This is a genomic window from Flavonifractor sp. An52 (genome assembly GCF_002159385.1).
Lineage (GTDB): Bacteria > Bacillota > Clostridia > Oscillospirales > Oscillospiraceae > Flavonifractor > Flavonifractor avicola.
Genome location: NZ_NFIB01000035.1, coordinates 1 through 26756, shown reverse-complemented (window position 1 = coordinate 26756; position 26756 = coordinate 1). Strand labels below are relative to the sequence as shown.

The following is a 26756-nucleotide window of genomic DNA, read 5'->3' as shown; positions in this document are numbered from 1 at the left end:
AACCTTGGCGCAGGGGCAATTCATTTGCCCCGAGCAAGTAAAATCAATTTGGGCCCCCGCAGAAAGCTACAGCTTTCTGTGGGATTGCTGGGCGATGTGGCTCAGTACCTGGGCAAGGATGCTTTCTTCAACCTGAAGTAAGTTTTGACGAGCACAAGGGGCCGCTGCCAATGGCAGCGGCCCCGTTTTTTAGTGAAAAGAGCGGCTGCCGCATCTGCGGCAGCCGCTTTCATTGTTTGCATCAGACCTCCATAATGACCGGGAGGATCATGGGGTTGCGCTTGGTTTTCTTGTACAGGAAGTTGGACATGGAGTTTTTGATCTCCGACTTGATAGCGGCCCAGTCGGTGAGGTTGTCCCGCTGGCAGTTCTCCAGCGCTGTAATGGCCACTTTTCGCAGTTCCTCCATCAGCCCCTCCGACTCCTTCACATAGACAAAGCCGCGGGTAATGATATCGGGGCCGGACACCACAGTGCCGTCCTCCCCGGACATGGACACCACCACCACGATCATGCCGTCCTCGGCCAGATGCTTGCGGTCCCGCAGCACCACGCTGCCCACGTCGCCCACGCCGTAGCCATCCACGAACACCCGGCCAGCAGGCACGGTGCCGTTGATCTTGGCGGAGTTGGGGGTCAGCTCGATGACCTTGCCAATATCGCTGATGATGATGTTCTTGGGGTTCATACCCATCTGCTGGGCCAGCTTGGCGTGGATCTTGAGCATCCGCTGCTCACCGTGGACGGGAATAAAGAACTTGGGTTTCACCAGAGCATGGATGATCTTCAGCTCCTCCTGGCAGGCGTGGCCGGACACATGGAGGGCGCGCTCACGCTCATTCACCACTTCGGCATCCTTGCGGTAGAGCTCATTGATCACGCTGCCAATGGCATTTTCATTGCCGGGAATGGCGGAGGCGGAGAGGATCACCCGGTCACCGGCCTGGATATCCACCTGGCGGTGGGTGTTGAAGGCCATACGGGTGAGGGCCGACATGGTCTCGCCCTGGCTGCCGGTGGTGATGATGCAGATCTTGTTCTTGGGCAGACTCTTGATATGAGCCAGATCCACCAGCACGCCGTCGGGGATCTTCATATAGCCCAGCTCGGTGGACACCTTCATGGCGTTCTCCATGGAGCGGCCGGTCACGGCCACCTTGCGGCCATACCGGGCGGCCACATCGATAATCTGCTGGATGCGGTCCACATTGGAGGCGAAGGTGGTGATAATGATGCGCTGCTCACAGCCCCGGAACAGGGCGTCGAAGGAGTCGCCTACGCTGCGCTCGCTCTTGGTGAAGCCGGGACGCTCCACATTGGTGGAGTCGGCCAACAGGGCCAGAACGCCCTCCTTGCCCAACTGCCCCAGACGGCCCAGGTCGATCATACCGCCCTGGATGGGGGTGGGGTCGATCTTGAAGTCACCGGTATGGATGACGGTACCCACGGCGCACTTGATGGCAAAACCGCAGGCGTCGGCAATGGAGTGGTTCACATGGATGAACTCCACGGTGAACTTGCCCGCCTTCACGGTCTCTCCAGCCTCACAGGTGATGAGCTTGGTCTTGTTCACCAGACGGTGCTCCTCCAGCTTCAGCTTCACAAGGCCGGCCGTCATCCGGGTGGCGTAGATGGGGACGTTCACATCCCGCAGAAGATAGGGGATGGAACCGATGTGATCCTCATGACCGTGGGTCAGGAAGATACCCCGGATACGGTCCTTGTTCTTGATCAGGTAGGAGAAGTCGGGGATGACCACGTCAATGCCGTACATATCGTCATCCGGGAAGCCCATACCTACGTCCACGATGATCATATCCCCGCCGTATTCATAGACGGTCAGGTTCTTGCCGATCTCGTTCAGACCACCCAGAGAAATGATTTTCAGTTTTTCAGCCATAAAAGTCTTACTACACTCCTTTACAATCAATCCGTTTTTCGTATTTATCAGTGGGCACGGTCCGGATCTGAGCGCACAAAAAGAAAAGCGGTGGTATTCCGCTCTTTCCGGCCCTGCCTCGCCGGAAAAAGGGAACGGCCATGCACCGCTTGGCGCCTCTATCCATGCTGTGTCCTTGCCTTATTCAAAGCGCAATGTTGCGCATAAAGCCACAATTAGCATCTGTATTATACCACGCAAACCGGGGAAAGTATACCATTATTTTGCGACAGGGTATCCGCCGGTTTGCAGGAGGAGGCTTAGCTATAGGGGCAGGTACGGATACATAAAAAGCCCGACGCGGGAAAACTTTCCCGCGTCGGGCCGGATGGTATCAGTTATTACTTTGCCACATTCTCGCAGAGGCGCATGAGGATGGTGGCAACCTCAGCGCGGGTGGCGGTGCCGGTGGGATCCAGCTTGCCGCCGTCCTTGCCGGTGATGAGCTCAGCGCCAACCGCCCAGGTCATGCCGTCGGCCGCCCAGGTGGACACGGTGCTGCCGTCGGCGAAGGTGGTCAGGTCGCCCTTGGCGGTCACGTCATACTCCTTGTACTCGGCATAGCGGTACAGGATGGTGGCCAGCTGCTCGCGGGTCACGGTGTCGTTGGGAGCGAACACGGTGTCGCTGTAGCCCTTGACGATGCCCTCGGCAGCCGCCCAGCGGACAGCCTCGGTGTACCACACGCCGCTCTCCACATCACCGAAGTTCATGGCGTAGTTGACCACAGGGCTGCCCTCCAGCCGCCACAGGATGGTGACGATCATGGCCCGGTTGGTGGTCATGAGGGGGGCAAAGGTGGTGGAGGAAGTACCGTCCATCAGCTTGTTGTCGTAGGCATACTTGACGGCCTCATAGAACCAGTCGTCGGCCTTCACGTCGGTGAAGGGCAGGCCAGTGTCCACGGGAGCATCATCCTTGGTAAAGGAGGCCTTTACGGTGACAGCGGAGGCGGGCATGGTGAAGGTGTACTTGCCGTCGCCTTTGTCGGTGAGCTTGACCTCGCTGCCGTTCTTGTCGGTGACAGTGAGATCATCCAGCTTATAGCCCTCGTCAGGCTTCACAGTCAGGGTGATGGTGAGGCCCTTGTTGGCGCGGGTGCGGCTGGCGGTGACGGTGCCGTTGTCAGCCTTTTCCACGGTGATGGCGTAGGAGGTGGAAGAAGTGGGCACCGACTGGCCGCAGATGGTGCACACGCCGTCCACATAGCTGTGCTCGGTGTGGCCGGGGGTCACAGTGCTGGTGCCACCTTCTCCGGTGAGCTTCTTGATAATGCTTTGGGCAAAGGCGTCGGCCTCTTCCACGGTGGAATTGGGGTTCCACTCATTGGAGCCGTAAAGCTTGCAATCGTCCACGAGGTAATTGTTTTTTGCGGTGAGAGCGGCGCCACCCTGCACGTCCAGGTTGTTATAGAAGCAGATGGCCATGTATGCGTCCACATAGTTGTTCTGGAAGGAGATCTTGCCGTTGAGCTGGTTCACCAGCTGCAGAGCCACTGTCTTTTTAGCATTAGCAGAAGTGGTGTCCGTAAGTTCAAAGTGATTGTTGTCCACCCGGATATCGGCCTGTCCGCCTCTGCACTCCACATGAACGCCGCGGCAGCCAATGACTGTGTTCCCGGTGAAGATCAGGTCAAGCTCATTGCCGTCGGTCACCTTGTACCACACAGGATAGGCGTTTCCGGAATAGAAGTTGCCGGCTGCGCCCTCGAATTCAAAGGTGTTGTTCAGATAGGAAATGCTCTTGGCCTGGGGATAACCGGAAATGGAGCCGTTGAACACACAGTCCTGCACCACCACCGTGCCGTCATCGGAATCAAACTGCAGGTCATCGGGGAAGGTCAGGTTTTCCACCTTCAGGGCAGCGTCTTCCGGCAGCTTGACACTGATTTTGGGGCAGTAGGGCCTGTCACCTGCATCAATGTCATTGCCGTCCACACCGCTGATGATCTTGACATCCTGGCTGGCGCCGCGGATGGTCAGACTAGTCAGGCTGGAGGCGCTCAGATCATAAGAGATGTTGTTGGACGGAGCGGCTGCAAAGTTGGCGGTAAGGTTGGCATCTGCAATCAGTTCGATGGCCACATTGCCGGTCATGCTTCCAGCGGCTGTAATGGCAGCGTCGAGGGAGGTGTAGCCCTGAGTACCGATCGTAGCCACCACGTTAGAGATGGAGGCAGGTTGGTCAGAAGAAGTGACGGAAATTTTTTTGCCGTTGTTGTCGTCCGCCGTGCGGTCGCCGGGATTATGGATCTGGAGCTGAGCGGCGGTGTTCACGATAGAGGCGGAGACAGGATAGGACTTCTCGCTTGTACGTCCGTCGCCCAGCAGAATATCGCCGTTGGCAGAAGCCTTGCCATCACCATAGGAGAAGGTGCAGCTGTCCACAGTCAGAACACTGTCCGCGCCGGCGCTGGAGACGATGCGGATGGGAGCGGCATAGAGTTTTTCAGTGTCATTGTAGATAGTAGAGCAGTCTGTAAAGACGCTGTTCTTGACAGTGATGTTTTGCTGTGTATCCGCCGCGGACTTGTTGTTCAGGTTGACGGGAGCCATAACGCCGGTGAACGTGCAGTCCTCGACCATAATGGTGCCGGGCGCGTTGGAGTAGAGAGTGCAGGAGCTGGCCTTCTTGTAACCATTCTGCGTGCCGTCGAAGGTGCAGTTGATCAGGGTGATGTTGTTGTCGCCGGAAGTGCCGGTCAGGTACACCCGGTTCATGTTCTGGCATCCCTCAAACCGGAGGTTCACAGTGTGGCTCGTTGTGCGCTGGCCCCAAGCGCCCGAACCGTTCAGGTTGTAGACGGTAAGCGTCAGATCACCGGCTAGGCCGGAGCAGGGATTGCTGGCGCTGTGGCAGTATTGGTAGGTATCCACCTCAAAGTCATCCTCACCGTTTCCGGAGATATAGGCCCCGTTGCCGTAGACGGTGAGATCAGCACACACATGGCCGTGAGTCATCTCGCCCAGGTCGGCCCCCGGCTTGCACCAGAGGGTGTGCTTGTCGGTACTCAGGTGGATGCCCTCCAGGGCGGCCTTCATGGTGGGATAGTAGTTCTTGCCATCATAGACGGTCATGTCCTTGGGGAAAGATGCCTCGCCGGGCAGCTGGTCGTTGGTCTGGGTGGAGTCGTCGGTGAAGAGCTCCCCGCCGTACTGGTTGCCGCCGGCGGTGATCACCGCGGCGACTTCCTCCCGATCCAGGGTGTAGTTCAGCTGCCGTAGCACGGCGGCCTCGTTGTCGGACTTGTTGCTGCTGATGGTGATCTCCGCATTGCTGTAGTCGCCGGCGGCGGAGAACTGGATCAGGCCGCGGGTACCGGCCTTGCCCTCTGCCGCATAGGTGTCAATGTCGGTGAAGGTATTGCCGGTGATGCTGATCTTGTTCTTGGCTGTGCTGCCCTCCAGATAGATGGCCCCGCCGCATTTTGTAAAGGTACAGCCGGTAATCTCCGTGTCAGCGGAGTGGATGTCCTTGATGGCGTAGGCATCATAGACATTTTCAAAATCGCACTCAGTGAAAGTGGATTCGGTGGTGCTGCTGAAGGGGCTGACGATGACCTTGTCAAAGGTGCAGTTGGTGAAGGTCACGTCGCCGTCATTGAGCAGCTGCAGCTCGGCGTTGGGGGTCTCCTCCGCCGTGGCGGTGCCGCCCCACGGGCTGTTCATGCAGAGGGTAAAATCGGCAGGGACAAAGACAAAGTGCACGTTGGAGATGGACACGTCCTCCTGCACGTTGAAGATCTGGTACTGGGCGTTGGGTTTCTGGATACGCTGGGCATTGTTGCCGTCGGCCGGATGTTTTTCGCTGCCGTCCTCAAAGAGGCACGTATGGTTTGCAAGGTCGTTCGTGCAGGCGGACGAGGGCTTCCACTTCACGGTGACGCCCTGGCCGTCGTAGGTGTAGTTGGCCTCCTCGACTGCTTTCACAAATTCCGCCAGAGTCATGGTGGTCCGGGCGGCGCCGTTGTCCGGGCTGTCTGCCAGCGCTGTCACGGACAGAGCGGGGCCGGAGGGCGGTTGTCCATGACGGAACGTTATGGTAGAATAGCTCCAGCAGGATGACAAAAGGAGGGATCCATATGGATCATGACCTGCCCCGGCCCGGCCGCTACCGGCACTTCAAGGGCAACGAATACCGGCTGCTCTATGTGGCCCGCCACTCGGAGACGCTGGAGTGCATGGTGGTCTATCAGGCCCTCTACGGAGAGCGGGGCATCTGGGTGCGGCCGGCGGCCATGTGGAATGAGATTGTGGAGCGGGACGGCTATCAGGGCCCCCGGTTCACCTATATAGGAGAGTAAGCCATGAACATTCAGATTTTTGGAAAGAACAAAGGCTTTGACACGAAAAAAGCGGAGCGCTGGTTCAAGGAGCGACGCATCAAGTTCCAGGCGGTGGATCTGGGTAAGTACGGTATGAGCGCCGGGGAGCTCAAAAGCGTGGTCAATGCGGTGGGACTGAATAACCTCATTGATCAGAAGCATCCGGACGCCGCCCTGCTCAACTACCTGGCCTATGACTCTGACAAGCTGGAGAAGCTGCTGGACAATCCCAAGCTGCTCAAGACCCCCATCGTCCGCAACGGCAGGCAGGCCACCGTGGGCTACTGCCCGGAGGTATGGGAGAGCTGGAGCTGAGTCAGCTCTGGTACAGTCCGGTTACCGCAGAAAGCTGCTGCTGAAGGGCCTCCACCGCCCACTGGGGCCGGAGCAGCTGCACCCCATCCCCCAGGCCGAAGAGCCAGCCTAAAAACTGGGGGCTGACCACAGCAGAGACCGTAACGGTAAAATGATCCTCTCCGTCAGGCACCAGAATGGCATCCAGGCCGAAGCGGTCCAGCACCACGCCCACCAGACTGGAGCGGCAGCGCAGGGTGACCTGTCCCTCCCGGCCGGAGAACATACCGAAGTGTTTTCCCGCATAGGCTGCCATATCAAAGTGTTCCGGCACCCCGGTGAGGGGCAGGCAAGTGACGGCCAGATCGGCCATTTTGTCTACCCGGTAGTGGCGCAGCTCCTTGGAGCGGTGGTCATAGCCGGCCAGATAGTAATTCTCGTTGTCCCAGATCAGACCGGCAGGGGAGACGGTGTACCGGCGGCCATTATGGCGGAACACCTTTTCCTTGCGGACGTTATACTCAAAGTAGAGAAAAGTCACAGTTTTCCGGTTTGCAATGGCGGTATGGAGCTTGTCAATGGTGTAGTAGATGCTCTCGTTCATGGTTTTCACCCGCCGGTCCACATAGACCTGGCGCTGGAGCTGACGGGCCTGGTGGATGCTGGCCTGGGACTCCAGCTTGTGGATCAGCTGGCTGCTCTTCCGCTGGGTGATGAAGCGGGAGGATTGGACCGCGTCTACCAGCAGCTTCAGCTCCGCCAGCTGGAAGGGGCGCTCCCCCAAAAACCAGCCCGGCGAGCGGCCCTTCCGGCACTGCACATCCAGCCCAAACTGACGCAGGGCTTCCATATCGGAGTAGATGCTCTTCCGTTCGGCCTTGATGTCCCACTCCTCCAGACGGGAGATGATTTCAGGGACGGTAAGGGTGTGCTCCTCGTCGGTGCTCTCCCACAACAGCTTGCACAGACAGAGCAGTTTCAACTTTTGATTGGCGCTTTTCGGCATGGAAGCGACCCCCTTTATTGCCGTGTTACCGGTTAGACTATCACATTTACTGTCCCATAAACCGTACATTCAGCATACCACAAATGGGTGGAGATTGCGAGGGCCTATGATATATGTTGCAGCAGTTCCCCTCTGCCCCCTTCATGCGGGACCGGGTGGGGAGAAAGAACGGGTGGACGAGATCCTGATGGGTTGGCCGGTCTATGGACCGGAGGAAGCCCAGGGCGACTGGTGGCGGGTCCGTACCCACTACGGCTATTCTGGCTGGGTGCGGCGGGAGCAACTGGCCCCGGCGGGGGAATGGCCCCTTCAGGGGAAAATGGTGGTGACCGCTCCCTTTGCCGACATACTGGCTGGGCCGGAGGTGGAGCGGCCGGTGCTGACTACCCTGCCCCGGGGCAGTCTGACCGCTGCCATAGAGGAAGCTGTTCCCGAGGGCTGGCGGCTGATCGAACTGCCAGATGGACGGAAAGGCTATACAAAAGGTAGTTTCCTGGAGGAATATTGCGCTAAACCCTGTGATTTGCCGGAGGAACAGCTCCGGGCCAGGGTGGCGGAGCGGGCCAGGAGCTATCTGGGCACCCAGTACCGCTGGGGCGGAAAGTCCCCCATGGGAATCGACTGTTCGGGGCTTACTTTTATGTCCTGGTTTTTCAGTGGAGTGCTCCTCTACCGGGATGCTCGCATTGTGCCGGGGTACCCGGTCCGGCCCATTCCTCTGGAGGCCTGCCGGCCTGCCGATCTGCTCTATTTTCCGGGGCACATCGCCCTCTATCTGGGGGAGGGAAGGTATATCCACTCCACTGCCCGAGCGGGCAGCGACGGGGTGGTGGTCAACAGCCTGGACCCGGCACAGCCTGACTACCGGGCGGATCTGCGGGAAAAGCTGCTGACGGCGGGCACTGTCTTTCCACTGGGAGGGGAGAATCTGACAACTTGATAAAAATTTGCGGCAAACACTTGCCAGATGGGCCATTCTCCTCTATACTGTACCTGTTTGTTGACATAACGTATTTGGAGAAGGGGGCGCGCCTCAGTGGCCCAGACACACCGAAAGAAACGCCGCCGCCGGACTTCCACGGCACGGCGGGCGGCAAAGATTTTTTATGGAATTCTTGTGGCCATCTCAGCTTTAATCGTTACGCTGTTCTGCGTCTACAAGCTGCTGGCCAAGGAGCCGGAGATGGCGGCGGAGCCGACGCCTGAACCCGCTCAGCCGGGCACCAGCGCTGAGCCTGCCACGGGCCGGCAGCGGAAACCTTATACATATACTTTTCTGCTGGTGGCCAAGGACCAGGTGGGCAGCAATGCCGATACCATGATCGTCTGCACCTATGATACGGTGGCGCAGACGGTGGGTATGGTATCCATCCCCAGAGATACTCTGGTGGAGAGCGGCAAGCTGAACGCGGTCTACCAGCAGGGGATCGAGGCCCTGCGGGACACCATATCCGATATGCTGGGGATTCCCATCGACTTCTATGTAGGGGTCAACATGGATGGATTCAAGGAGCTGGTGGATGAGTTGGGGGGCATTGAGTTCAATGTGCCCGTCCACATGGCCTACGACGATCCCACCCAGGATCTGCACATTCACTATGAGCCGGGCCTCCAGCATCTGGACGGGCAGGACGTGCTTAACGTGGCCCGGTGCCGGAAAAACTCCGATGGACCTGGTACCTATCCCAACAATATCTACTCCGCCTATCCGGACAACGACATCGGACGCACCAGGACCCAGCAGCAGCTGATCGGCACCATTCTGAAAAAGGCGCTGTCCAATCCTCAGAAGATCAACCGCTATGTCGAGATCTTCCTGGAGTATGTGAACACCAACCTGGAGTTCGGCGAGATGCTGTGGTTTGCGGAGCCTGCCCTGGGCTTTGATTTTGAAAACGGTATGACCAGCGCCACCCTTACCGGAGACGGAAACACCTACTATCCCGGCTGGGGCCAATACTGCTACCAGCTCTACCCGGAGGAGACCCTGGAGACCGTCAACCAGCTCATCAATCCCTACGACCAGGATCTGACTCTGGAGGATATGAATATCTTCCAATACCAATAATCAAAAAGGACGTGCTTCAAAGGCACGTCCTTTTGATTTACTCCAGCAGATCGGGGCCGGGCAGGTCCATCTGTCGCTTGCGGGCGGCGGAGAAGGCCAGCTTGTCCGCCAGGGCCTTCCGGTCGCCGGTGGCCAGCACCTCCCGGTAGGACTGGAGATTGCCGATGAGCCGGTCCAGCACCTCCAGCAGAGCGGGCTGGTTGAGGGAGAAAAGCTGGGTCCACAGTCCCACATCCAGAGCGGCCACCCGGGTGCAGCCACGGAAGGAGGAGCCTTCGTAGCCCTTGCAGTCAAAGAGGGTGGGGTCGTCACACACCGCCACGGCGATGATGTGCATCACCTGGCTGGTGTAGGCGATGAGGGCGTCGTGAGCCTGGGCGGTGGTGCGGTGGACGTCCTTGCAGCCCATATAGGCGGCCAGCCGCTCCAGCAGGGCAAGATGCTCCGGCTGGTTGGTTTCCCGGGGGATCAGCAGGAAGTGAGAGCCCTGGAACAGCTCGGCAAAGGCGTGCTCCACACCGGAGAACTCGGTGCCCGCCATAGGGTGGCAGCCCACAAAATCCACCGTGTCGGGCAGACAGGCCGCCCCCTCCAGAATAGCCGACTTGACGCCGCACACGTCCCACACCAGGGCGCCGGGCTTGAACTGATCCTTGTAGGTGTGCAGAAAATCCAGGATGCCCTGGGGATGGAGGGCCAGAGCCACCACATCGGCCTGGGGGATCACGTCTGCGGCGTATTCAGTCACCCGGTCGCCCACGCCGTGTTCGCTGGCGTAGCGCAGGGTGGGCTGGGACACGTCCACGCCTACGATCTCATAGTCCTCAAAGCCCTTCAGGGCCAGAGCCATGGAGCCGCCGATTAAACCAAGACCCACGATAACAAGTGTTTTTTTCATACCGGGACTCTCCTCTTTACAGGGTACGGCCCACGCAGGGGGCCAGAATACGCAGCTTGTCCATCAGAGCGTCAAACTGGGCGGGGGTGATGGACTGAGCTCCATCGCACAGGGCATGGGGAGGATCGTTATGGACCTCCACAATGAGGCCGTCGGCCCCGGCAGCCAGGGCCGCCATACTCATCCGCTCCACCATCCAGGCTTTGCCGCAGGCGTGGGAGGGGTCCACTACCACCGGCAGGTGGGACAGCTGCTTCACGGCCAGCACTGCCGACAAATCCAGAGTATTGCGGGTGAAGGTCTCGAAGGTGCGGATGCCCCGCTCACACAGGATGACCTTTTCATTGCCGCCGGCCATGATGTACTCGGCGGACATGAGCCACTCCTCAATGGTGGAGGAGAGACCGCGCTTGAGCAGAATGGGCTTGGTGGTCTTGCCCAGCTGCTTCAGAAGGTCGAAGTTCTGCATATTCCGGGCACCCACCTGGATCACGTCCACGCACATCTCGAACATCTCCACGTTGTCGGTGGACATGATCTCAGTGACAATGGGCAGGCCGGTGACTGCGCGGGCCTCCTGAAGCAGCCGGATGCCGTCATTGCCCATGCCCTGGAAGGAGTAGGGGGAGGTACGGGGCTTGAAGGCGCCTCCACGAAGGGCGGCGGCTCCGGCGGCCTGGACGGCCTGGGCCACGCCCACGATCTGCTCCTCACTCTCCACCGAGCAGGGACCGGCAATGACGGCCAGCTTCTCGCCGCCCACCAGAGCGCCGCCTCCCAGGTCAATGATCGTATCCTCCGGGTGGTACTTCCGGTTGGCCTTCTTATAGGGCTCGGTGACCCGCATCACCCGGTCCACGCCGGGCAGCAGGGACAGCTTCTCCTGGTCAATGCCATCGGCATTGCCTTCGGCACCCAAAATGGTGGTCTCAGCGCCCTTGGACACCATGACCTTGACGCCGCCCTCCTCCATGGTGAGGATGGCTTTTTCCAGTTCCTCGGGGGTAAAGCCCCGCTTCATGATAACGACCATATGTGTTCTCCTTTCCAAATACAAAAGATCCGCAGCCGCCCAAAGGCAGCTGCGGATCTTTTCCGTCCGTTATCAGAACGAAACCCGGTCAGCCGGTTATGGGCAGGCAGAAACACCGCTGGCAAAATAGCAGCGGTAATAGCCGTATCCATAACCGGTACGCTTCAGCATGACGGGCACGCTCCTTCCTTTGAAAGAGACTTTAGCACTTTTTGGTGCGAAAGTCAAGGGGAAATTTTGCTTGAAATCCTACCAGTATTATGGTATTATATTTGAAAAGTCAGGAGGGATCGTATGAAAATTTCTACCAAGGGACGATATGCCCTGCGGCTGATGCTGGACGTGGCGCTCCATAGCCACGGTACTGCGGTGCCTCTGCGGGATGTGGCCCAGCGGCAGGATATTTCCGACAAATATTTGGAGCAGATTGTGACCCAGCTTTCTCGGGCTGGTCTGGTGCGCTCGGTGCGGGGCGCCGGCGGCGGCTACCTGTTGACCCGGGAGCCGGAGGAATACACGGTAGGCGAGATCCTGCGGGTGCTGGAGGGTAATCTGGCTCCGGTGAGTTGCGCCGATGCCGACGATGTGTGCCGGTGCGGACGGGCAGACAGGTGCGTTACCGTGGAGATTTGGAGGGAGATCCAGGCCGCGGTATCCGGGGTGGTGGATCATGTGACCCTGGCCGATCTGGTCCGCCGCCATCAGGAGAAGTGTCCGGAGAGTTGCGAAAACGCCGACTGAGTTCCTATGTAAAAGGTTCTTTGCGTGACAAATCCGAAGGTCCGGCTTATCCTGTAGACGAGGTGAGCGGATATGCGGGATATTGGAAAGAACATCAGGACGCTGCGGGAGAAAAAGGGCATGACCCAGGAGGAACTGGCGCAAGCTCTATTTGTTACCCGACAGACGGTGTCTAACTACGAGACGGGCAGGAGCAGGCCGGACATTGAGATGCTGGTCAGGATCGCCCAGGCGCTGGAGACTGATGTAAATCAGGTGTTGTATGGCTTGCCTGTGGAGCAGGACAAGCAGCGGGAGGCCAAGCGGCTGGCAGTGGGCTGTCTGACCCTGGCGGCGATTTTTCTGCTGCTGACGCTTCCTGCGCCGCTGCTGAATGAGATGCTAAAGCGTGGCAATGTAGGGGCGGTGCTGGTGACCGCCCTTACCAACGGTTTGCTGAGGCCTGCCTTATGGCTGATATTGGGCTGGTGTGCCCTTCAGGGGCTGTGGCTGCTGCGGGTGATCCGGCCGCCGGAAGAGCGGACGTGGATGGTATGGGCCCGGCGGGGTGTGTTGCTTCTGATGGCGGTATATGTGGTGCTGCTGCTTCCGCCGCTGGTGGTGGGACTGATCCAGGTGATCCAGACCGCATTGGGCGTGCCCTATGATGCGCTGGTAGAAGTTCCTCAGATCCCGGCGTATATATGGCTCATGAATCGCCAGTTGGTATTCCTTGTGCTCCGCCCTCAGATATGCGCCATCCCTGGCGCAGCCCTGTGGCTGCTGGGGGTTCCAAAACGCTGAGAAAAAGAAAAAGACGCTGCTTACGCAGCGCCTTTTTTCTTATGCGTAGATGCCGGTGGAGAGGTAGCGCTCGCCGGTGTCGGGCAGAACGGCTACGATGGTCTTGCCCTGGAAGTCGGGCCGCTTGGACAGCTCCCGGGCCGCCCAGGCGGCGGCACCGGAGGAGATGCCCACCAGAATACCCTCGGCCCGTGCCAGCTCCTTGGCGGCAGCAATGGCCTCCGCGCCGGGGACGGGGAGGACCTCGTCTACCACCCCCATATCCAGGGTACCAGGGACGAAGCCGGCACCAATGCCCTGAATCTTGTGGGGGCCGGGCTGGCCGCCGGACAGAACGGCGGACTCGGCGGGTTCCACCGCCACGACCTTAATGTTGGGATTCTGCTCCTTCAGGAAACGGCCCGCGCCGGTGATGGTGCCGCCGGAACCTACGCCGGCCACCAACACGTCCACCGTGCCGTCGGTATCCCGCCAGATCTCAGGGCCGGTGGTCTCATAGTGGGCCTGGGCGTTGGCGGGGTTATTGAATTGGTCGGGCATCCAGGCGGAGGGGTCGGCCTCCAGCAGCTCCTTGGCCTTGGCAATGGCACCGCTCATGCCCTTAGTGCCCTCCGTGAGCACCAGCTCCGCCCCCAGGGCGGACAGCAGGGAGCGGCGCTCCTGGCTCATGGTCTCAGGCATGGTGAGCACCACCCGATAGCCCCGCTGGCGGCCGATATAGGCCAGGGCCACGCCGGTATTTCCGCTGGTGGGTTCCACGATGGTGGCACCCGGCTTCAGCAGGCCGGCTTCCTCAGCGGCCCGGATCATATACAGTCCCGCACGGTCCTTGGCGGAGGACAGGGGATTAAAGCTCTCCAGCTTGCCCAGGATACCGCCGCCGGGGGCAAAGCGCTCCAGACGGAGCAGGGGGGTATTGCCAATCAATTCAGGAATGGAATGGGCGATTTTCATGGTAGATTGCCTCCCATCATTTTTCTCAGGTTGCTATCAGCATACCACATAAATCCCACGAATTCAATAGGAATTTTGGACAATAAGCAAGGCCCGCCATCCGGCGGGCCTTGCTTAGATGCTGGAAAGATTAGAACATGGGGACAACGGCGCCCTCGTAGGTCTCATCCATAAAGGTCTTGACCTCGTCGCTCTTGAGGGCCTCCACCAGGGCCTGGATGGCGGGATCGTTCTCGTGGCCCTCCTTGACGGCCAGCACGTTGACGTAAGCCTGGGCAGCCTCGCCGTCGGCGGACTCAACGGCCAGAGCGTCGGAAACCTTCAGGCCGGCGTCGATGGCATAGTTGCCGTTGATGACGGCCATATCCACATCGCCCAGACGGACGGGCAGCTGGCTGGCTTCCAGCTCCACGATGTCCAGATTCTTGGGGTTCTCAGCGATGTCGGCCTTGGTAGCGGTGATGCCGGCACCCTCCTTCAGGGTGATCAGGCCCTCCTGCTGGAGCAGGAGCAGGGCGCGGGCCTCATTGGTGGTGTCGTTGGGCACGGCGATCTGAGCGCCGTCAGCCAGCTCGTCGATGCTGGCGGTCTTGCCGGCATACAGGCCGAAGGGCTCGTAGTGAATCTCAGCGGCGCTGACCAGGTGGGTGCCGTCGCTGACGTTGAACTCGTTCATGTAGGTGATGTGCTGGAAGTAGTTGGCGTCCAGCTCACCACTCTCCACCGCCAGGTTGGGCTGGATGTAGTCGTTGAACTCCACGATCTCCAGGGTGATGCCCTGCTCAGCCAGGATGCCCTTGGCTACCTCCAGGATCTCAGCGTGGGGGGCGGGAGTGGCGCCGACCTTGATGGTGGTGTCCTCCAGAGAGGCGGTGTTCTCCACAGCGGGGGTCTCGGAGTTGCCGGAGGGGGTCTCGGAATTACCGGCGGGGGTGTTGGCGGAGCCGGAGTTGCCGCCGCCGCAGCCGGCCAGCAGGCCGAAAGACAGAGCGCCGGTCAGGAGCAGAGAGACAAGCTTCTTCATGGTACATTTCTCCTTTTCATTTCTACAGGTGTTACCCAAATCAGAGTACAAAAAAACGCCCTTGAAGAATGTTCAAGGACGAGAGCTTTCCGCTTCGTGGTACCACCTTGTTTCACCTCTGCCTCACGACAGGGGCCTTATGGAGTACAGCCATACTCCTGCGCAATCACGGGCGCACCCGTCGCAGCCTATACCAAACGGTAGTCGGTGCGCCGCTCCAAGACCATCTTCACCAAAACCTTCCGTACCCGTTCCCACCATACCGGGCTCTCTGTGCCGTATCTTTCTGGTTACTCTTCTCTTCATTGCGTTTGAGGGGCGTTATTCAGTTCCCTTTGGGTTGCATTTAGTATATGCCTCCCTCACTCATTCGTCAAGTAGACAGTTTCGACAAAAGAACGGGGTGCGCATACCAAAAAGTTTGCGCACCCCGTCCAAACAGATGATTAATGGATTCCGGACTTTTCTGCCCGGTTGGTCTTGAGCTTCTTCTTCCGATCCGTACTGCGAATTCGCTTATCCAGCCGGACCGAGGCCCGGGTACCGATGGACTGGAAGATCTGGACCAGGATAACCAGCACCACCACAGACACCCACAGGATGATATTCATGCGGCGCTGGTAGCCCAGATTCAGGGCCATGGAGCCCAGACCGCCGCCGCCGATGGCGCCCGCCATGGCGCCGTAGCTGAGGATGGTGATGAAGGCGGTGGTGAAGCCGGAGATCAGGGAGGGACGGCTCTCGGGCAGGATCACCTTGGTGATGATCTGGAAGGGAGAGCAGCCCATGGACTGGGCGGCCTCCACCACGCCGCTGTCCACCTCACGGAGAGAGGCCTCCACCAGTCGGGCCACAAAGGGGAAGGCAGCCACGATCAGAGGTACAATGGTGGCCACCGTGCCGATGGAGGTGCCCAGGATCAGCCGGGACAGAGGGATAACCACCACCATCAGGATGAGGAAGGGCACCGAACGCAGAATGTTGATCACAAAATTCAGCACCGCCATCACCGGACGGGGCAGGGGCAGCACGCCATTGGGCTCACCCACCACGGCAATGACACCCAGGGGCAGACCGATGACATAGGCAAAGAAGGTGGAGATCACCGTTACATACAGAGTCTCCCAAATGGCAAAGAGCAGGCCGTTTTTGCTCAGCTCCAGCAGACGGAGGACCTCTTCATTTTGCAGCAGATCAGCCATGGTAATCAGGCACCTCCTCCACAGTCACGTCCTTCTGGGCGCGCAGATAGTTCATGGCCTTGGCGGCCTCGGTTTTATCCTCCGGCAGGCCCAGCAGCATGGAGCCAAAGGCCTTTCCGTTCACGTTGCGGGTATCGGCACCCAGAATGTTGACCTTGACCCCGCAGTCGATGGCCAGAGAGGCGATGAGAGGCTCATAGGAGGAGCCGCCGTTGAACACCACCCGCACCACGCTGGCCACGGGGAACTGGTCGATATGGGCGCCCTCGGGGAACACCAGCTTGCGGCCGGCCTCGGTCTTGGGGTTGGAGAAGACCTCCTCCACGGTGCCGGTCTCCACCATATGGCCGTGGTCCAGAATGGCCACATGAGTGCAGATTTCCTCCACCACCGCCATTTCGTGGGTGATGACCACCACAGTGATGCCCAGACGCTTGTTGATATCCTGAATCAGCTTTAAGATGGAGCGGGTGGTGGTGGGGTCCAGAGCGGAGGTGGCCTCATCGCACAGCAGCATCTTGGGGTTGGAGGCCAGGGCGCGGGCGATGGCGATGCGCTGCTTCTGGCCGCCGGACAGCTGAGCGGGGTAGGCATTGGCCTTGTCAGGCAGGCCAACGATATCCAGGTACTCCAGAGCCCGCTTTTTGGCCTCCGCCGCCGGAACACCGGCGATCTCCATGGGGAAGCAGATGTTCTTCAGGCAGGTCCGCTGCATCAGCAGGTTAAACTGCTGGAAGATCATGCTGATGGACCGGCGGGTCTGGCGCAGACGGGCAGGGGAGAGTTCCATCAGGTTCTCTCCGTCGATGAGGACCTCTCCCTGGGTGGGTCGCTCCAGCAGGTTGATGCAGCGCACCAGGGTGGATTTACCCGCGCCGCTCATGCCGACGATACCAAAGATATCCCCGTCCCCAATGGTCAGGTTGATATCCGACAGGGCCTCAAAGTCCCCGTCCGCCGTGGGAAAGACCTTGGATAAGTGTTTCAGTTCGATCACAGGTCTGTTCTCCTTCGTCTGATTTGTATGTAATACCTCCGGTTTTGACAAAACACCGGGATGTTTGCATCGGGAATATTCTATGACAACCGGGACGGGCTGTCAAGGTGTTTCGGGAGGGAAGAGACGGGCCGATGTGGGCATCGGCCCCTACAGAGGTACTGGAGGATGGTCAGAGCAAAAAGAAACAGCCGGGCCATTGGCCCGGCTGTTCAATGACGCTATTAGTCGGTCACGAAGGGCAGCAGCGCGATCTGACGAGCACGCTTGATGGCCTCAGTGAGCTGACGCTGATGCATGGCGCAGGTGCCGGTGGTGCGGCGGGGCAGGATCTTGCTCCGCTCGGACAGGAACCGACGCAGCTTCACGGCGTCCTTATAGTCGATGTGCTCCACCTTGTCCACACAGAAGGTGCAGACCTTGCGGCGCTTGCGGCCGCGGGGGCGCTCTCTATCCATAGCCATAACTGGAAAACCTCCCTTGTTCCGGGCCTATAGTCCGGCTTGTTTTATGATGCGGCATCCGCCGCTGTGTTCGGTTTAGAAGGGCAATTCGCCGTCATCCTCAGTGAGTTCGGCAAACTGGTCGCCGCCGGCAGGGGCGGAATAGCCGCCGCCAACAGGGGCCGCGGGGGGCGCATAGCCGCCGGGCGTGCCGTAGCCGCCGGAGGGTGCGCTGTATCCGCCGCCCTCGGAGTCCCGCTTGGAGTCGCCAAAATACACGTTGTCGGCCACCACCTCGGCAGTGCGGCGCTTGTTGCCGTCCCGGTCGGTCCAGTCACGCAGCTGGAGCCGGCCCTCTACCACGGCCATACGGCCCTTGGTGAGAAAACGGGAGACAAATTCCGCCGTCTGACGCCAGGCCACGATATCAATGAAATCGGTGGCCTTTTCGCCGGTGGTCTTGTCCTTAAAGTCCCGGTCCACAGCCAGAGAGAAGGAGGCCACAGCCGTCCCGGTCTGAGTGTGCCGGAGTTCAGGGTCACGGGTCAGACGACCCATGAGAATAATACGGTTCAGCATGAAGCCTCTCCTCTCTTACTCGTCCTTGCAGACGATCAGGGAGCGCATCACGCCGTCAGTGATCCGCAGGATACGATCCAGCTCGCGGGGGAACTCGGGCTTGGACTCGAAAGTCATCAGCACGTAGTAGCCCTCGGTCAGGTCATTGATGGGATAGGCCAGGTGGCGCTTGCCCCACTCGTCGACCTCAGCCAGGGTGCCGTTCTGCTCCACCAGAGTCTTGAACTTCTCCACCATGGCAGCAGTGGCCTCCTCACCCAGGTTGGGATTGAGGATGTAGACCACCTCGTAGTTACCGCTGAGTTTTGCCATTTTCTTTGCACCTCCTTATGGACATATGGCCCCCGCCCTTTGCGGGAGCAAGGATGGCTTGTCACAAACAAGCCCTATTATTATATAAGATATTTGGAAAAAGTCAAGATTTTTTCGCGGGAAAATAAAAAATAAAAAACTTTCAGATTCTGTGCAATATTTGGGCGGGCTGCACCATTGTATAGGCAGAAGGGCCGGTGAGGCCCATGAAGTAAATCATAAATTTCATTGTAAAGGAGTTTTTCAGATGAAAAGAGGTTTTGGAAAAGGTTTTGTGTCCGGTATGCTGGTTGTGTCTCTGGCAGTGGGATTGGGAGTTACCGCCATGGCGGCTACCAGAACCATTAAGGTTGAGGATGATATTCAGGTGACCCTGAACGGCGCACGGTTCCAGCCCAAGGACGCCGATGGAAATGAGGTACCCCTCTTCTCCTATAACGGTACTACCTACGCCCCCGTTCGGGCCATCTGCGAGGCTGCCGGTCTGAAGGTGGATTACGATTCCGCCACCTATACCGCTGTGCTTACCACGCAGGACCAGTATATTGCATCCACTCCCGGCGCCTCCAACTATATTACCGTGGAACAGGCCAAGAATGCGGCCCTCAATCATGCGGACGTGAAGGCCGGCGACGCCATCTTCGTAAAAGCCGGGCTGGACTGGGATGACGGCCGGGTGCACTATGAGGTGGAGTTCTACGCCGGCAACACGGAGTACGACTACGATATCGACGCCACCAGCGGTGCGGTGCTCTCCTATGACCGGGAGTGGGATGACTTTTCCCTGAAGGGCAGCGGCAGCAGCGGCACCGCTACCCAGGACGACCTCATCACTGAGGCCAAGGCCAAGGAGATCGCCCTGGCCAAGGCTCCTGCCGGCACCACCGTGGTCAAGTGCGAACTGGACCGGGACGACGGCCGGTATGTGTACGAAGTGGAGATGCGCAACGGCAACATGGAGTACGACTGCGACATCAACGCGGTTACCGGCGTGATCATCGACTGGGATGCCGACCGGGACGACTGATCCGGTAACACAGACAAGTAAATAAACCAAAATTTGGAACCGCTCCAGGGTGACCGGAGCGGTTCCGAATTTTTTTTGACTTTTTTTCTCCTTCGGTGTACGCAAACATCCAACTTTTGGCCCTGGGACGCCAAGGGTGAGGAGTGAGTGCGGTGGACAGTGAGAGGGGCAGGCTGTTAAAGCAAATAGAAAAATTGGCCAGGTGCAAAGCAAATGACGCGGTCAAGCTAGCCTTTTTGGAAGAAGGAGAAGTGGAGGAAATCGACAGCCTGGATTTGACGGCGCTCACTGGATTCAAACGCACCGACAAAGGAGCTGTGGAAATTCAGTTGGTGGATCGACTGACGGTACTCAAACTGCTGGTGGAACTGGCCGGAGGTCAGGAGGAAAAGGCAGTGGAGTTCTTTCGAGCTTGGGAGCGAAAGGCGGAGGAAGGGGTACAGGAGGAGACATGAAGTTTCGGACTTTTTCCCCCAAACAAAAGCAGGTGCTCACCTGGTGGTGCGACCCGGCGGTGCGGGACAGGGAAGCATTGATCTGCGACGGGGCGGTGCGCAGCGGCAAGACCATGTGTATGGGGCTGTCCTTCTTCTGTTGGGCCATGCGGACCTTCCATGGTCAGGCATTCGGCCTGTGCGGCAAGACGGTCACCGGCCTGCGGCGCAATCTGCTGGGTGGGCTGCTACCGGTACTCAGGGAGCTGGGCTTTCAGTGGGAGGAGAAGGTGTCCAAAAATCTGATTACCGTCCGCTTCGGCGGGCGGGAGAATACCTTCTACCTCTTCGGCGGAAAGGACGAGGGAAGCGCCGCCCTGATCCAGGGCATCACCCTGGCGGGGGTGCTGCTGGACGAGGTGGCCCTCATGCCCCGGTCCTTTGTGGAGCAAGCCTGCGCCCGGTGTTCGGTGGAGGGAAGCCGGATGTGGTTTTCCTGCAACCCGGAGGGGCCGGAGCACTGGTTCTACAAAGAGTGGATCCAGAAGAAGGAGGAACACAATGCCCTCTACCTCCACTTTACCATGCAGGACAACCCCGCCCTTTCCACCAGAGTCATCCGGCGGTATACCCGCAACTTCAGCGGAACCTTTTACCGGCGGTTCGTGCTGGGAGAGTGGGCGGCGGCAGAGGGGCGGGTATACGACTTTTTTGATGAGAGCTATGTGAAGCCTGTGCCCCAGGGGGAGATGGAACAGTGGTGCATCTCCTGCGACTACGGGACGGTGAATCCCTCTTCCTTCGGCCTGTGGGGTCTGCGGGATGGCGTGTGGTACCGGGTCAAGGAGTTTTACTACGACTCCCGGCGGGAGGGCAGGCAGAAAACCGACGGAGAGTATGCCCACGATCTGGAGCAGCTGGCGGGAGGGAGGACCATCCGGCGGGTGGTGATCGACCCATCCGCCGCCAGCTTTATCGAATTGCTGCGGCGGATGGGCTGGCGGGTAGAAAAGGCCAACAACGACGTATTGGCCGGTATCCGCATCACCGCCGATCTGCTACGGCAGGGCAAGCTGGTGATCTGCGCGCCCTGCGCCGACGCCATCCGGGAATTTTCCCTCTATTGCTGGGATGAGAAGGCAGTGGGGGACCGGGTACAGAAGATACACGACCACGCCATGGACGACATCCGGTATTTCGCCGCCACGGTGGCGGCGGGAGGCGAGGGCGGATTTTTCGGAGGGCTGTGCGTGGAGCGGGAGCGGTTTTGAGAAAAAGGAGTGTGGTTATGGGACTGTTCCATAAGAAAAGTGGGCCGGAGAGCGGCGGACTGGCGGTCCAGATCCGGGAGGGCGGCAGGCATCCCTTTGGAGTATTGGACGGCTATGTGCCCCTGCAGCAGGGAGAGATTGCCCTTTACCGCAGTATTCGGGAGGCGGTGCCCATTGTGGATGCCGCCATCTGGAAACTGATCCGGCTGGCAGGCGGGGTGATTGTGCAGTGCGGAGACAAACGGGCCCAGGAGGAGCTGGAGTGGTTTTTACAGCACGTAGATACCGGACGGGGCCAGCGGGGCATCCAGTCCTTCCTGGACTGCTATCTGGACTCCATGCTTACCTGCGGCCGGGCAGTGGGGGAGATCGTACCCGACCGCAGGCGAAGAGACATTGCAGCTCTGCTTTGCGGCAATGTGGCGGACATCGAGATCAAAGAGGGGGCCACCCCCATGGAGTTTGCCATCTGGGGCCGGGGGACCGACGGTACCATGCGGGAGCTGCCCCGGCAGGAGCTGCTCCTCTTCACACCCTTTCAGCCTGAGACGGACAGCCCCTACGGTGTGAGTCTGCTGCGGTCCATGCCCTTCCTGACTGAAATTTTGCTCAAAATTTATCAGGCCATGGGCATGAACTGGGAGCGGATGGGCAACGTCCGCTTCGCGGTGGTATACAAGCCGGGGGACAATCCCCTGGATCATAGCATGGTGCAGGAGCGCAGCCGCCAGATCGCCCGGGAGTGGTCCGCCGCCATGCAGGCGGGCAAGCACGGCAATGTCCGGGACTTTGTGGCGGTAGGCGATGTGGACATCAAAGTGATCGGCGCGGACAACCAGGTGCTGGACAGCGAGGTGCCGGTGCGGCAGATCCTGGAACAGCTGGTGTCCCGCACCGGCATCCCCCCCTTCCTGCTGGGATTGTCCTGGTCCTCCACCGAGCGGATGAGCACCCAGCAGGCCGACATGATGACCAGCGAGATCACCGCCATCCGCCGGGGACTGGAGCCGGTGGTGGAGCGGATCTGTGAGTTGTGGCTCAGGCTCCACGGGTATGATCCCAAGGTGACGGTGGAGTGGAAGGATATCAACCTCCAGGACCTGGTGGAGGAGGCTCGGGCGGAGCTTTACCGCCAGCAGGCCCGGACGGTGGAGATGGACAACGAGGCCAGAGAGAAGGGAGAGACGGTATGAACATCAACAAGCAGGCGGGGGTGGATCAGGGTACCGCCCTGGATCAGAACGAGCTGGGGCTGATCAACGCCATGAGCCGCAAAAAGCTGACAGAGGAGGAGGTATACACCTTCGCCGTGCGGCTGTGTGACAACGAGGTGGACCGGGACGGGGAGCGGTTCCCGGCGGAGACTCTGGAGGAGCTGGCCCCCCTCTTTGTGGGCAAGAGCGGTATTTTCGACCACCAGTGGAGCGCCGCCGGACAGACCGCCCGCATCTACCGCACCGAACTGGTGCGGGATGAGAGCGTTCTCACAGCGGCGGGGGATCCGCTGTGCTACCTGAAAGGTTACGCCTATATGCTGCGTACCGACAGCAACAAGGATCTGATCGCCGAGATCGAGGGCGGCATCAAGAAGGAGGTGAGCGTGGGCTGCGCGGTGGAGGAGGCCAGATGCTCCATCTGCGGGGAGAACATCCATGACAGAGGCAGATGCGCCCATGAGAAGGGCAGGGAGTACGGCGGCAAGCTGTGCTGGGCCGATCTGGTCCACGCCACCGACGCCTACGAGTGGTCCTTTGTGGCGGTGCCGGCCCAGAAAAACGCGGGGGTGATGAAGAGTATGAGACAGGATATGCAGCAGCTGGAGCGGGAGGCCGCCCTGGGGCGCAAGTACCTCCAGCAGCTCAAGGACGAGGTGGTGCGCCTGGGCGGCGTGGCCGGGCTGGCCCTGGAGCAGGAGACGCTGAAGGGCATTGTCCGGAAGCTGGAGGAGCCGGAATTGGACGCCCTGAAGAAGGCCTTTGAGGTCCAGGTGGACAAGGCCTGGGGCGTGGAGACCCAGCTGCCCGCATGGGAGCGGCAGATCCCGGCGGAGGGACGGGACGGAGCGTTTTTGATCTGAAACCGACGATAACGGATTGCTGCGCCAGTGTGCGCACTGGCTCGCAATGACGGGGATTGGCCCTGACAAAAAGAAAGGAGTAGAAACATGAGCGGCAAGATTTCCTTTGAAGGCATTGGCGAAGTGGTGGCTACCTTTGCCTGCGGCGAGGGTGTGATCGCCGGTCAGGTGGTCAAGGTGACGGAGGACGGCACGGTGGGCCCCTGTACCGACGGCGAGAAGTTCTGCGGCGTGGCCCTGTCCGCGGAGGACGGCTATGCCGCCGTTCAGCTGGGCGGCCTGGTAAAGGTGCCTGCCAGCGGCGGCAGCATTACCGCCGGCTGGTGCAAGCTGTCCGCGGACGGCTCCGGCGGCGTGAAGCTGGACACCTCTACCGGGACCGAGTATCTGGTGGTGCGGGTAGAGACTGACGCGGCCGTGATCTGTCTGTAAGAAAGGGAGGATGGGAATATGAGCTATCGGTTTGACAATCTGAGACTGGAAAAGGGTATGTACAACGAGGCGGGCCGAACCTTTACCCAGGTGCTGGAGCGGGAGGACCCCTCCGAGCAGTACAAGGGCACTCCTCTGGAGGGTCTGGACGCCTATCAGCGTCAGCTCAAGCGCTTTGACATCAAGGTGAAGGGCGCGGGCAGTGACGTGGTGGAAAAGTTCTTCTCCACCAGCCAGTCCGCCGTCCTCTTCCCCGAGTACATCGCCCGGTCGGTGCGCCAGGGTATGGAGGAGGCCGACCTGCTGCCCCACATCACCGCAGCCGTCACCCGCTTCGATGGCATGGACTACCGCTCCATTGCCTCTGTGCCCGAGGATGACCAGAAGGCCCTGCGCCATGTGGAGGAGGGCGCCACCATCCCCCAGACCCAGGTCAAGACCCAGGAGAACCTAGTCAAGCTCCACAAGCGGGGCCGGATGCTGGTGGCCTCCTACGAGGCCATCCGCTATCAGAAGCTGGACCTGTTCTCCGTCACCCTGCGGCAGATCGGCGCCCACATCAACCGGATGCACCTGGAGGATGCCATTGATGTGCTTCTCCACGGCGACGGCAACGAGAACCCCGCCAAGGAGTATACCGTGGGCTCCGATCCCATTGGCGGCTCCTCCGGTACCCTGACCTACGACGATCTGGTGGACTTCTGGGCCCAGTTTGACCCCTACGAGATGAACACCCTGCTGGTGTCCGGCGACATGATGCGCCAGCTGCTTAAGATGGACGAGTTCCAGAATCCCCTTACCGGCCTCAACTTCCAGGGTACCGGCAAGCTGGCCACCCCCCTGGGGGCCACCCTGCTGCGCACCTCCGCTCTGGAGAGCGGTCAGCTCATCGGCCTGGACAAGAACTACGCTCTGGAGATGGTACAGGGCTCCGACGTGATGGTGGAGTATGACAAGCTCATTGATCGCCAGCTGGAGCGGGCCGCTATCACCTCCATCTCCGGCTTTGCCAAGTTGTTTACTGATGCCGCCAAGGTGTTGAAGCTGAAATGATTGAGGAGATCATGGCAATGGCCCAGAGTCTGGGTCATGTGGACGATAGCCAGCAGGCGGCCCTGGAGGCCCTGTGCCGGGCGGCGGAGACTGAGGTGACCGGCCGGCTCCGGGACGGGGTGAGTCCGGAGGACTGCGGCCCGGCCTTCGTGCTGGGGTGCGCCTGGGTGGCGTTGGCAGGGCTGGCCGGAGGCCAGTACGGCGGCGGGACCGAGTTTACTGCCGGAAGCGTTACCATCCGGGAGGCAGACTGCGTTCAGGATCGGGAGCGCTCCGCCGCCCTCCGGCTCCAGGGCGAGACGGTGCTGGGGCCCTATCTGAAGGACCGGGGATTTCTGTTTCGGGGGGTGGAGGGATGACCGACCGCTGGAGACAGATTTTATCCAGATATGGTCAGACCATCACCCTCTACCGGCAGGGACAGGAGGAGGGCACGGCGTGCCGGGCCTTCCTCCAGCCCGTTCAGGAGAAGGGGGCGGATTTCTTCCAGCGGCAGCCTACCCCTCTGGGGCTGGTACGGCAGGACCGATGGATCTGCCTGGGCGGCCCGGACATGGCTCTGGATGAGCTGGGCGACGGGTACCTTGCCTGGGGAGGCCAGACTTTTACGGTACGCAGTGCCCAGCCGGTATACCTGGGGGAGGAATTGGTGTACTGGTGGGGACTGCTGGCGGTAAGAGATTGAGCGTGACCTGGAGTGTTTTGACGGGTGGAAAGACTGTGGGAAGCGGGGGGAGAAGGATGGAGTTTGGAACGATCCGGGAGCGGATGGCGGACTATCTGCAGGGGCAGGGCATCGAGGCCCAATGCGCCTACCCGGAGATGAGACGAGCCCGGAGAGATGGAGTGGTGGCAGCCGTCTCCCTCCGGGCCTGCCAGGGGGGGCCGGAGGGGTTCCGGGACTACCTGGGAGAACGGTATGACCAGGAGAGCGGCCAGTGGCAGGAGCTGTACGGGAGGAAGATCGTCCTCACCTTCGGGCTGGACCTGTACGCTCCCCAGGGCTGCGGCGCGGCGGGTATTCAGGAGACCTTCGACCGGATGGCTGAGGCCTTGCAGCGGGAGGGACCACCCGGCCTCACCCTACAGGAGCTCTCCTGCGGAGAGACGGAATTTGACCAGGGGGCGGGCCTCTACCACCGGACGGTGGAGGCGGTATGCCGGGGTTACCTGTACGCGGTGGCCCAGGAGGGCGGTACCTTCCTGGACTTTATTGTGAGAGGAGAGAGCCGGATTTGAGTATGACGATCCATGAACGGCCTGGAGTATACTCCAGCTACGACGCCTCCACCGTGATCAGCGGCAGCGGCGGCAGCAGCACCGTAGGCTTGGTGGGCCTGGTCAGTGAGGGGGAGAGCGGCAAGCTGTACACCCTTAACCGCTATGAGGACGCGGTCACCCAGTTTGGTCAGGAGGAGAACCTGACCAAGCTGGTCCAGATCCTCTTCCGCAATGGCGCGGCCAAGGTGGTGGCGGTCCCGGTGAGCGGAGAGGAGGACTATCAGGGGGCCTTTGACCTGCTGGCGGCAGAGGAGGATATCTCTGTGGTGGTGTGCGACAGCACCCAGCTGACCGTCCAGCAAGCCCTACGGCAGAGCGTCTGCGACGCGTCCCAGGCCAGACGGGAGCGCATTGCCGTGGTAGGCGGCGCCCAGAACGAGAATGTGGAGGCCCTGGTCCAGCGGGCGGAAGGGCTCAACAGCGAGCGGGTGGTGCTGGTGGCCCCCGGCGACGACACCGGCCTGGCAGCCGCAGCGGTGGCGGGGGCCATTGCCGGGGAGAGCGACCCCGCCATCCCTCTGGGGGGCGCGGAATTGAGGGGCCTGGAGGGGATGGAGGCCCGGTACGCCGACACCGAGATCGAC

The 26756-nt window shown here is 60.2% G+C and carries 29 protein-coding genes and 1 other annotated feature; of the genes, 17 read left to right on the top strand and 12 right to left on the bottom strand.

Annotated elements, in window-relative coordinates; all coding sequences use genetic code 11:
• Nucleotides 1–241 precede the first annotated feature (241 nt).
• Nucleotides 242–1900 (bottom strand): ribonuclease J, encoded by a 1659-nt coding sequence (locus B5G06_RS12030; RefSeq protein WP_204220828.1) that lies wholly within the window; start codon nucleotides 1898–1900, stop codon nucleotides 242–244.
• A gap of 380 nt (nucleotides 1901–2280) precedes the next feature.
• Complete coding sequence (locus B5G06_RS14465) at nucleotides 2281–6006, bottom strand: S-layer homology domain-containing protein (protein ID WP_242955482.1); 3726 nt, start codon at nucleotides 6004–6006, stop codon at nucleotides 2281–2283.
• Nucleotides 6007–6020: 14 nt separating this feature from the next.
• On the opposite strand from B5G06_RS14465, the gene B5G06_RS12020 reads away from it, so the two are divergent.
• Nucleotides 6021–6242, top strand: a complete 222-nt coding sequence (locus tag B5G06_RS12020; RefSeq protein ID WP_087189301.1) for a DUF1653 domain-containing protein — start codon at nucleotides 6021–6023, stop codon at nucleotides 6240–6242.
• 3 nt (nucleotides 6243–6245) lie between these two features.
• Complete coding sequence (locus tag B5G06_RS12015) at nucleotides 6246–6578, top strand: arsenate reductase family protein (RefSeq protein WP_087189300.1); 333 nt, start codon at nucleotides 6246–6248, stop codon at nucleotides 6576–6578.
• A 1-nt stretch (nucleotide 6579) separates the two neighbouring features.
• Here the strand turns inward: B5G06_RS12015 and B5G06_RS12010 are convergent, their stop codons facing one another.
• Nucleotides 6580–7563, bottom strand: coding sequence for a helix-turn-helix transcriptional regulator (locus B5G06_RS12010; protein WP_087189299.1), 984 nt, complete (start codon nucleotides 7561–7563; stop codon nucleotides 6580–6582).
• A 172-nt stretch (nucleotides 7564–7735) separates the two neighbouring features.
• Here B5G06_RS12010 and B5G06_RS12005 point away from each other — a divergent pair, with 172 nt between their 5' ends.
• Both B5G06_RS12005 and B5G06_RS12000 read left to right on the top strand, forming a co-directional pair.
• Entirely contained in the window at nucleotides 7736–8503 is a 768-nt protein-coding gene (locus B5G06_RS12005; protein ID WP_242955481.1) for a C40 family peptidase, read from the top strand.
• A 96-nt stretch (nucleotides 8504–8599) separates the two neighbouring features.
• A complete protein-coding gene (locus B5G06_RS12000; RefSeq protein ID WP_242955479.1) occupies nucleotides 8600–9631 on the top strand; it encodes an LCP family protein in 1032 nt (343 codons plus the stop codon).
• A gap of 37 nt (nucleotides 9632–9668) precedes the next feature.
• On the opposite strand, the gene B5G06_RS11995 is transcribed toward B5G06_RS12000, so the two are convergent.
• Together B5G06_RS11995 and aroF are read right to left on the bottom strand one after the other, a co-directional pair.
• Nucleotides 9669–10529 carry a prephenate dehydrogenase gene (locus tag B5G06_RS11995; RefSeq protein ID WP_087189297.1) on the bottom strand — a complete coding sequence of 287 codons (861 nt, stop codon included), beginning with the start codon at nucleotides 10527–10529 and terminating at the stop codon, nucleotides 9669–9671.
• Between the two features lie 16 nt (nucleotides 10530–10545).
• The gene (aroF, locus tag B5G06_RS11990) at nucleotides 10546–11562 is read right to left on the bottom strand and encodes a 3-deoxy-7-phosphoheptulonate synthase (protein WP_087189296.1); all 1017 of its coding nucleotides are present in this window, start codon (nucleotides 11560–11562) and stop codon (nucleotides 10546–10548) included.
• A gap of 294 nt (nucleotides 11563–11856) precedes the next feature.
• Between aroF and B5G06_RS11985 the strand changes: the two genes are divergently transcribed.
• Nucleotides 11857–12303 carry an RrF2 family transcriptional regulator gene (locus B5G06_RS11985; RefSeq protein WP_087189295.1) on the top strand — a complete coding sequence of 149 codons (447 nt, stop codon included), beginning with the start codon at nucleotides 11857–11859 and terminating at the stop codon, nucleotides 12301–12303.
• 72 nt (nucleotides 12304–12375) lie between these two features.
• Entirely contained in the window at nucleotides 12376–13086 is a 711-nt protein-coding gene (locus B5G06_RS11980) for a helix-turn-helix domain-containing protein (protein WP_087189294.1), read from the top strand.
• A 39-nt stretch (nucleotides 13087–13125) separates the two neighbouring features.
• On the opposite strand, the gene cysK is transcribed toward B5G06_RS11980, so the two are convergent.
• From cysK to rpsF, 7 genes are all read right to left on the bottom strand, one after another.
• Nucleotides 13126–14040 carry a cysteine synthase A gene (cysK, locus tag B5G06_RS11975; RefSeq protein WP_087189293.1) on the bottom strand — a complete coding sequence of 305 codons (915 nt, stop codon included), beginning with the start codon at nucleotides 14038–14040 and terminating at the stop codon, nucleotides 13126–13128.
• Between the two features lie 130 nt (nucleotides 14041–14170).
• Nucleotides 14171–15064 carry a MetQ/NlpA family ABC transporter substrate-binding protein gene (locus tag B5G06_RS11970; RefSeq protein WP_087189292.1) on the bottom strand — a complete coding sequence of 298 codons (894 nt, stop codon included), beginning with the start codon at nucleotides 15062–15064 and terminating at the stop codon, nucleotides 14171–14173.
• 71 nt (nucleotides 15065–15135) lie between these two features.
• Nucleotides 15136–15379, bottom strand: a binding site (T-box leader).
• A gap of 131 nt (nucleotides 15380–15510) precedes the next feature.
• On the bottom strand, nucleotides 15511–16266 hold the full coding sequence (locus B5G06_RS11965; protein WP_087189291.1) for a methionine ABC transporter permease: 756 nt from the start codon (nucleotides 16264–16266) through the stop codon (nucleotides 15511–15513).
• Nucleotides 16259–17263, bottom strand: a complete 1005-nt coding sequence (locus tag B5G06_RS11960; RefSeq protein WP_087189290.1) for a methionine ABC transporter ATP-binding protein — start codon at nucleotides 17261–17263, stop codon at nucleotides 16259–16261. Before B5G06_RS11960 ends, B5G06_RS11965 begins: the two co-directional genes overlap by 8 nt.
• A gap of 224 nt (nucleotides 17264–17487) precedes the next feature.
• Nucleotides 17488–17727, bottom strand: coding sequence for a 30S ribosomal protein S18 (gene rpsR / locus B5G06_RS11955; RefSeq protein ID WP_007490771.1), 240 nt, complete (start codon nucleotides 17725–17727; stop codon nucleotides 17488–17490).
• A gap of 75 nt (nucleotides 17728–17802) precedes the next feature.
• Entirely contained in the window at nucleotides 17803–18285 is a 483-nt protein-coding gene (gene ssb / locus B5G06_RS11950; RefSeq protein ID WP_087189289.1) for a single-stranded DNA-binding protein, read from the bottom strand.
• Between the two features lie 15 nt (nucleotides 18286–18300).
• Nucleotides 18301–18597: a 30S ribosomal protein S6 gene (rpsF, locus tag B5G06_RS11945; RefSeq protein ID WP_087189288.1), complete on the bottom strand. Its 297-nt coding sequence runs from the start codon at nucleotides 18595–18597 to the stop codon at nucleotides 18301–18303.
• A gap of 247 nt (nucleotides 18598–18844) precedes the next feature.
• Between rpsF and B5G06_RS11940 the strand changes: the two genes are divergently transcribed.
• The 11 genes from B5G06_RS11940 to B5G06_RS11890 all read left to right on the top strand — a co-directional run.
• Complete coding sequence (locus B5G06_RS11940; RefSeq protein WP_087189287.1) at nucleotides 18845–19624, top strand: PepSY domain-containing protein; 780 nt, start codon at nucleotides 18845–18847, stop codon at nucleotides 19622–19624.
• A gap of 152 nt (nucleotides 19625–19776) precedes the next feature.
• Complete coding sequence (locus tag B5G06_RS11935) at nucleotides 19777–20079, top strand: XRE family transcriptional regulator (protein ID WP_087189286.1); 303 nt, start codon at nucleotides 19777–19779, stop codon at nucleotides 20077–20079.
• On the top strand, nucleotides 20076–21329 hold the full coding sequence (locus B5G06_RS11930; RefSeq protein ID WP_087189285.1) for a PBSX family phage terminase large subunit: 1254 nt from the start codon (nucleotides 20076–20078) through the stop codon (nucleotides 21327–21329). The genes B5G06_RS11935 and B5G06_RS11930 overlap by 4 nt, the downstream gene beginning before the upstream one ends.
• Before the next feature lie 17 nt (nucleotides 21330–21346).
• Nucleotides 21347–22522, top strand: a complete 1176-nt coding sequence (locus B5G06_RS11925) for a phage portal protein (protein WP_087189284.1) — start codon at nucleotides 21347–21349, stop codon at nucleotides 22520–22522.
• Nucleotides 22519–23406 (top strand): hypothetical protein, encoded by an 888-nt coding sequence (locus tag B5G06_RS11920; protein ID WP_087189283.1) that lies wholly within the window; start codon nucleotides 22519–22521, stop codon nucleotides 23404–23406. The genes B5G06_RS11925 and B5G06_RS11920 overlap by 4 nt, the downstream gene beginning before the upstream one ends.
• An 87-nt stretch (nucleotides 23407–23493) precedes the next feature.
• Complete coding sequence (locus B5G06_RS11915) at nucleotides 23494–23838, top strand: hypothetical protein (RefSeq protein WP_087189282.1); 345 nt, start codon at nucleotides 23494–23496, stop codon at nucleotides 23836–23838.
• Nucleotides 23839–23856: 18 nt separating this feature from the next.
• Entirely contained in the window at nucleotides 23857–24891 is a 1035-nt protein-coding gene (locus B5G06_RS11910; RefSeq protein WP_087189281.1) for a phage major capsid protein, read from the top strand.
• Nucleotides 24888–25250: a hypothetical protein gene (locus B5G06_RS11905; protein ID WP_087189280.1), complete on the top strand. Its 363-nt coding sequence runs from the start codon at nucleotides 24888–24890 to the stop codon at nucleotides 25248–25250. The genes B5G06_RS11910 and B5G06_RS11905 overlap by 4 nt, the downstream gene beginning before the upstream one ends.
• Nucleotides 25247–25576, top strand: a complete 330-nt coding sequence (locus B5G06_RS11900; protein ID WP_087189279.1) for a hypothetical protein — start codon at nucleotides 25247–25249, stop codon at nucleotides 25574–25576. Before B5G06_RS11905 ends, B5G06_RS11900 begins: the two co-directional genes overlap by 4 nt.
• Before the next feature lie 56 nt (nucleotides 25577–25632).
• A complete protein-coding gene (locus B5G06_RS11895; protein ID WP_087189278.1) occupies nucleotides 25633–26130 on the top strand; it encodes a hypothetical protein in 498 nt (165 codons plus the stop codon).
• A gap of 2 nt (nucleotides 26131–26132) precedes the next feature.
• Nucleotides 26133–26756, top strand: a 624-nt coding sequence (locus B5G06_RS11890) for a DUF2586 family protein (RefSeq protein ID WP_343286366.1), incomplete at its 3' end; no start/stop codon positions are given.

What these genes read in the sequence shown, in the direction of transcription:
- B5G06_RS11965 (WP_087189291.1), bottom strand. Translation starts at nt 16,266, where the DNA reads ATGGCTGATCTGCTGCAAAATGAAGAGGTCCTCCGTCTGCTGGAGCTG.
- B5G06_RS11900 (WP_087189279.1), top strand. Translation starts at nt 25,247, where the DNA reads ATGACCGACCGCTGGAGACAGATTTTATCCAGATATGGTCAGACCATC.
- B5G06_RS11980 (WP_087189294.1), top strand. Translation starts at nt 12,376, where the DNA reads ATGCGGGATATTGGAAAGAACATCAGGACGCTGCGGGAGAAAAAGGGC.
- rpsR (WP_007490771.1), bottom strand. Translation starts at nt 17,727, where the DNA reads ATGGCTATGGATAGAGAGCGCCCCCGCGGCCGCAAGCGCCGCAAGGTC.
- B5G06_RS11970 (WP_087189292.1), bottom strand. Translation starts at nt 15,064, where the DNA reads ATGAAGAAGCTTGTCTCTCTGCTCCTGACCGGCGCTCTGTCTTTCGGC.
- ssb (WP_087189289.1), bottom strand. Translation starts at nt 18,285, where the DNA reads ATGCTGAACCGTATTATTCTCATGGGTCGTCTGACCCGTGACCCTGAA.
- B5G06_RS11930 (WP_087189285.1), top strand. Translation starts at nt 20,076, where the DNA reads ATGAAGTTTCGGACTTTTTCCCCCAAACAAAAGCAGGTGCTCACCTGG.
- B5G06_RS11985 (WP_087189295.1), top strand. Translation starts at nt 11,857, where the DNA reads ATGAAAATTTCTACCAAGGGACGATATGCCCTGCGGCTGATGCTGGAC.
- rpsF (WP_087189288.1), bottom strand. Translation starts at nt 18,597, where the DNA reads ATGGCAAAACTCAGCGGTAACTACGAGGTGGTCTACATCCTCAATCCC.
- B5G06_RS12015 (WP_087189300.1), top strand. Translation starts at nt 6,246, where the DNA reads ATGAACATTCAGATTTTTGGAAAGAACAAAGGCTTTGACACGAAAAAA.
- aroF (WP_087189296.1), bottom strand. Translation starts at nt 11,562, where the DNA reads ATGGTCGTTATCATGAAGCGGGGCTTTACCCCCGAGGAACTGGAAAAA.
- B5G06_RS11910 (WP_087189281.1), top strand. Translation starts at nt 23,857, where the DNA reads ATGAGCTATCGGTTTGACAATCTGAGACTGGAAAAGGGTATGTACAAC.
- B5G06_RS11995 (WP_087189297.1), bottom strand. Translation starts at nt 10,529, where the DNA reads ATGAAAAAAACACTTGTTATCGTGGGTCTTGGTTTAATCGGCGGCTCC.
- B5G06_RS11920 (WP_087189283.1), top strand. Translation starts at nt 22,519, where the DNA reads ATGAACATCAACAAGCAGGCGGGGGTGGATCAGGGTACCGCCCTGGAT.
- B5G06_RS11915 (WP_087189282.1), top strand. Translation starts at nt 23,494, where the DNA reads ATGAGCGGCAAGATTTCCTTTGAAGGCATTGGCGAAGTGGTGGCTACC.
- B5G06_RS12020 (WP_087189301.1), top strand. Translation starts at nt 6,021, where the DNA reads ATGGATCATGACCTGCCCCGGCCCGGCCGCTACCGGCACTTCAAGGGC.
- B5G06_RS11895 (WP_087189278.1), top strand. Translation starts at nt 25,633, where the DNA reads ATGGAGTTTGGAACGATCCGGGAGCGGATGGCGGACTATCTGCAGGGG.
- cysK (WP_087189293.1), bottom strand. Translation starts at nt 14,040, where the DNA reads ATGAAAATCGCCCATTCCATTCCTGAATTGATTGGCAATACCCCCCTG.
- B5G06_RS11925 (WP_087189284.1), top strand. Translation starts at nt 21,347, where the DNA reads ATGGGACTGTTCCATAAGAAAAGTGGGCCGGAGAGCGGCGGACTGGCG.
- B5G06_RS11940 (WP_087189287.1), top strand. Translation starts at nt 18,845, where the DNA reads ATGAAAAGAGGTTTTGGAAAAGGTTTTGTGTCCGGTATGCTGGTTGTG.
- B5G06_RS12010 (WP_087189299.1), bottom strand. Translation starts at nt 7,563, where the DNA reads ATGCCGAAAAGCGCCAATCAAAAGTTGAAACTGCTCTGTCTGTGCAAG.
- B5G06_RS12030 (WP_204220828.1), bottom strand. Translation starts at nt 1,900, where the DNA reads ATGGCTGAAAAACTGAAAATCATTTCTCTGGGTGGTCTGAACGAGATC.
- B5G06_RS11905 (WP_087189280.1), top strand. Translation starts at nt 24,888, where the DNA reads ATGATTGAGGAGATCATGGCAATGGCCCAGAGTCTGGGTCATGTGGAC.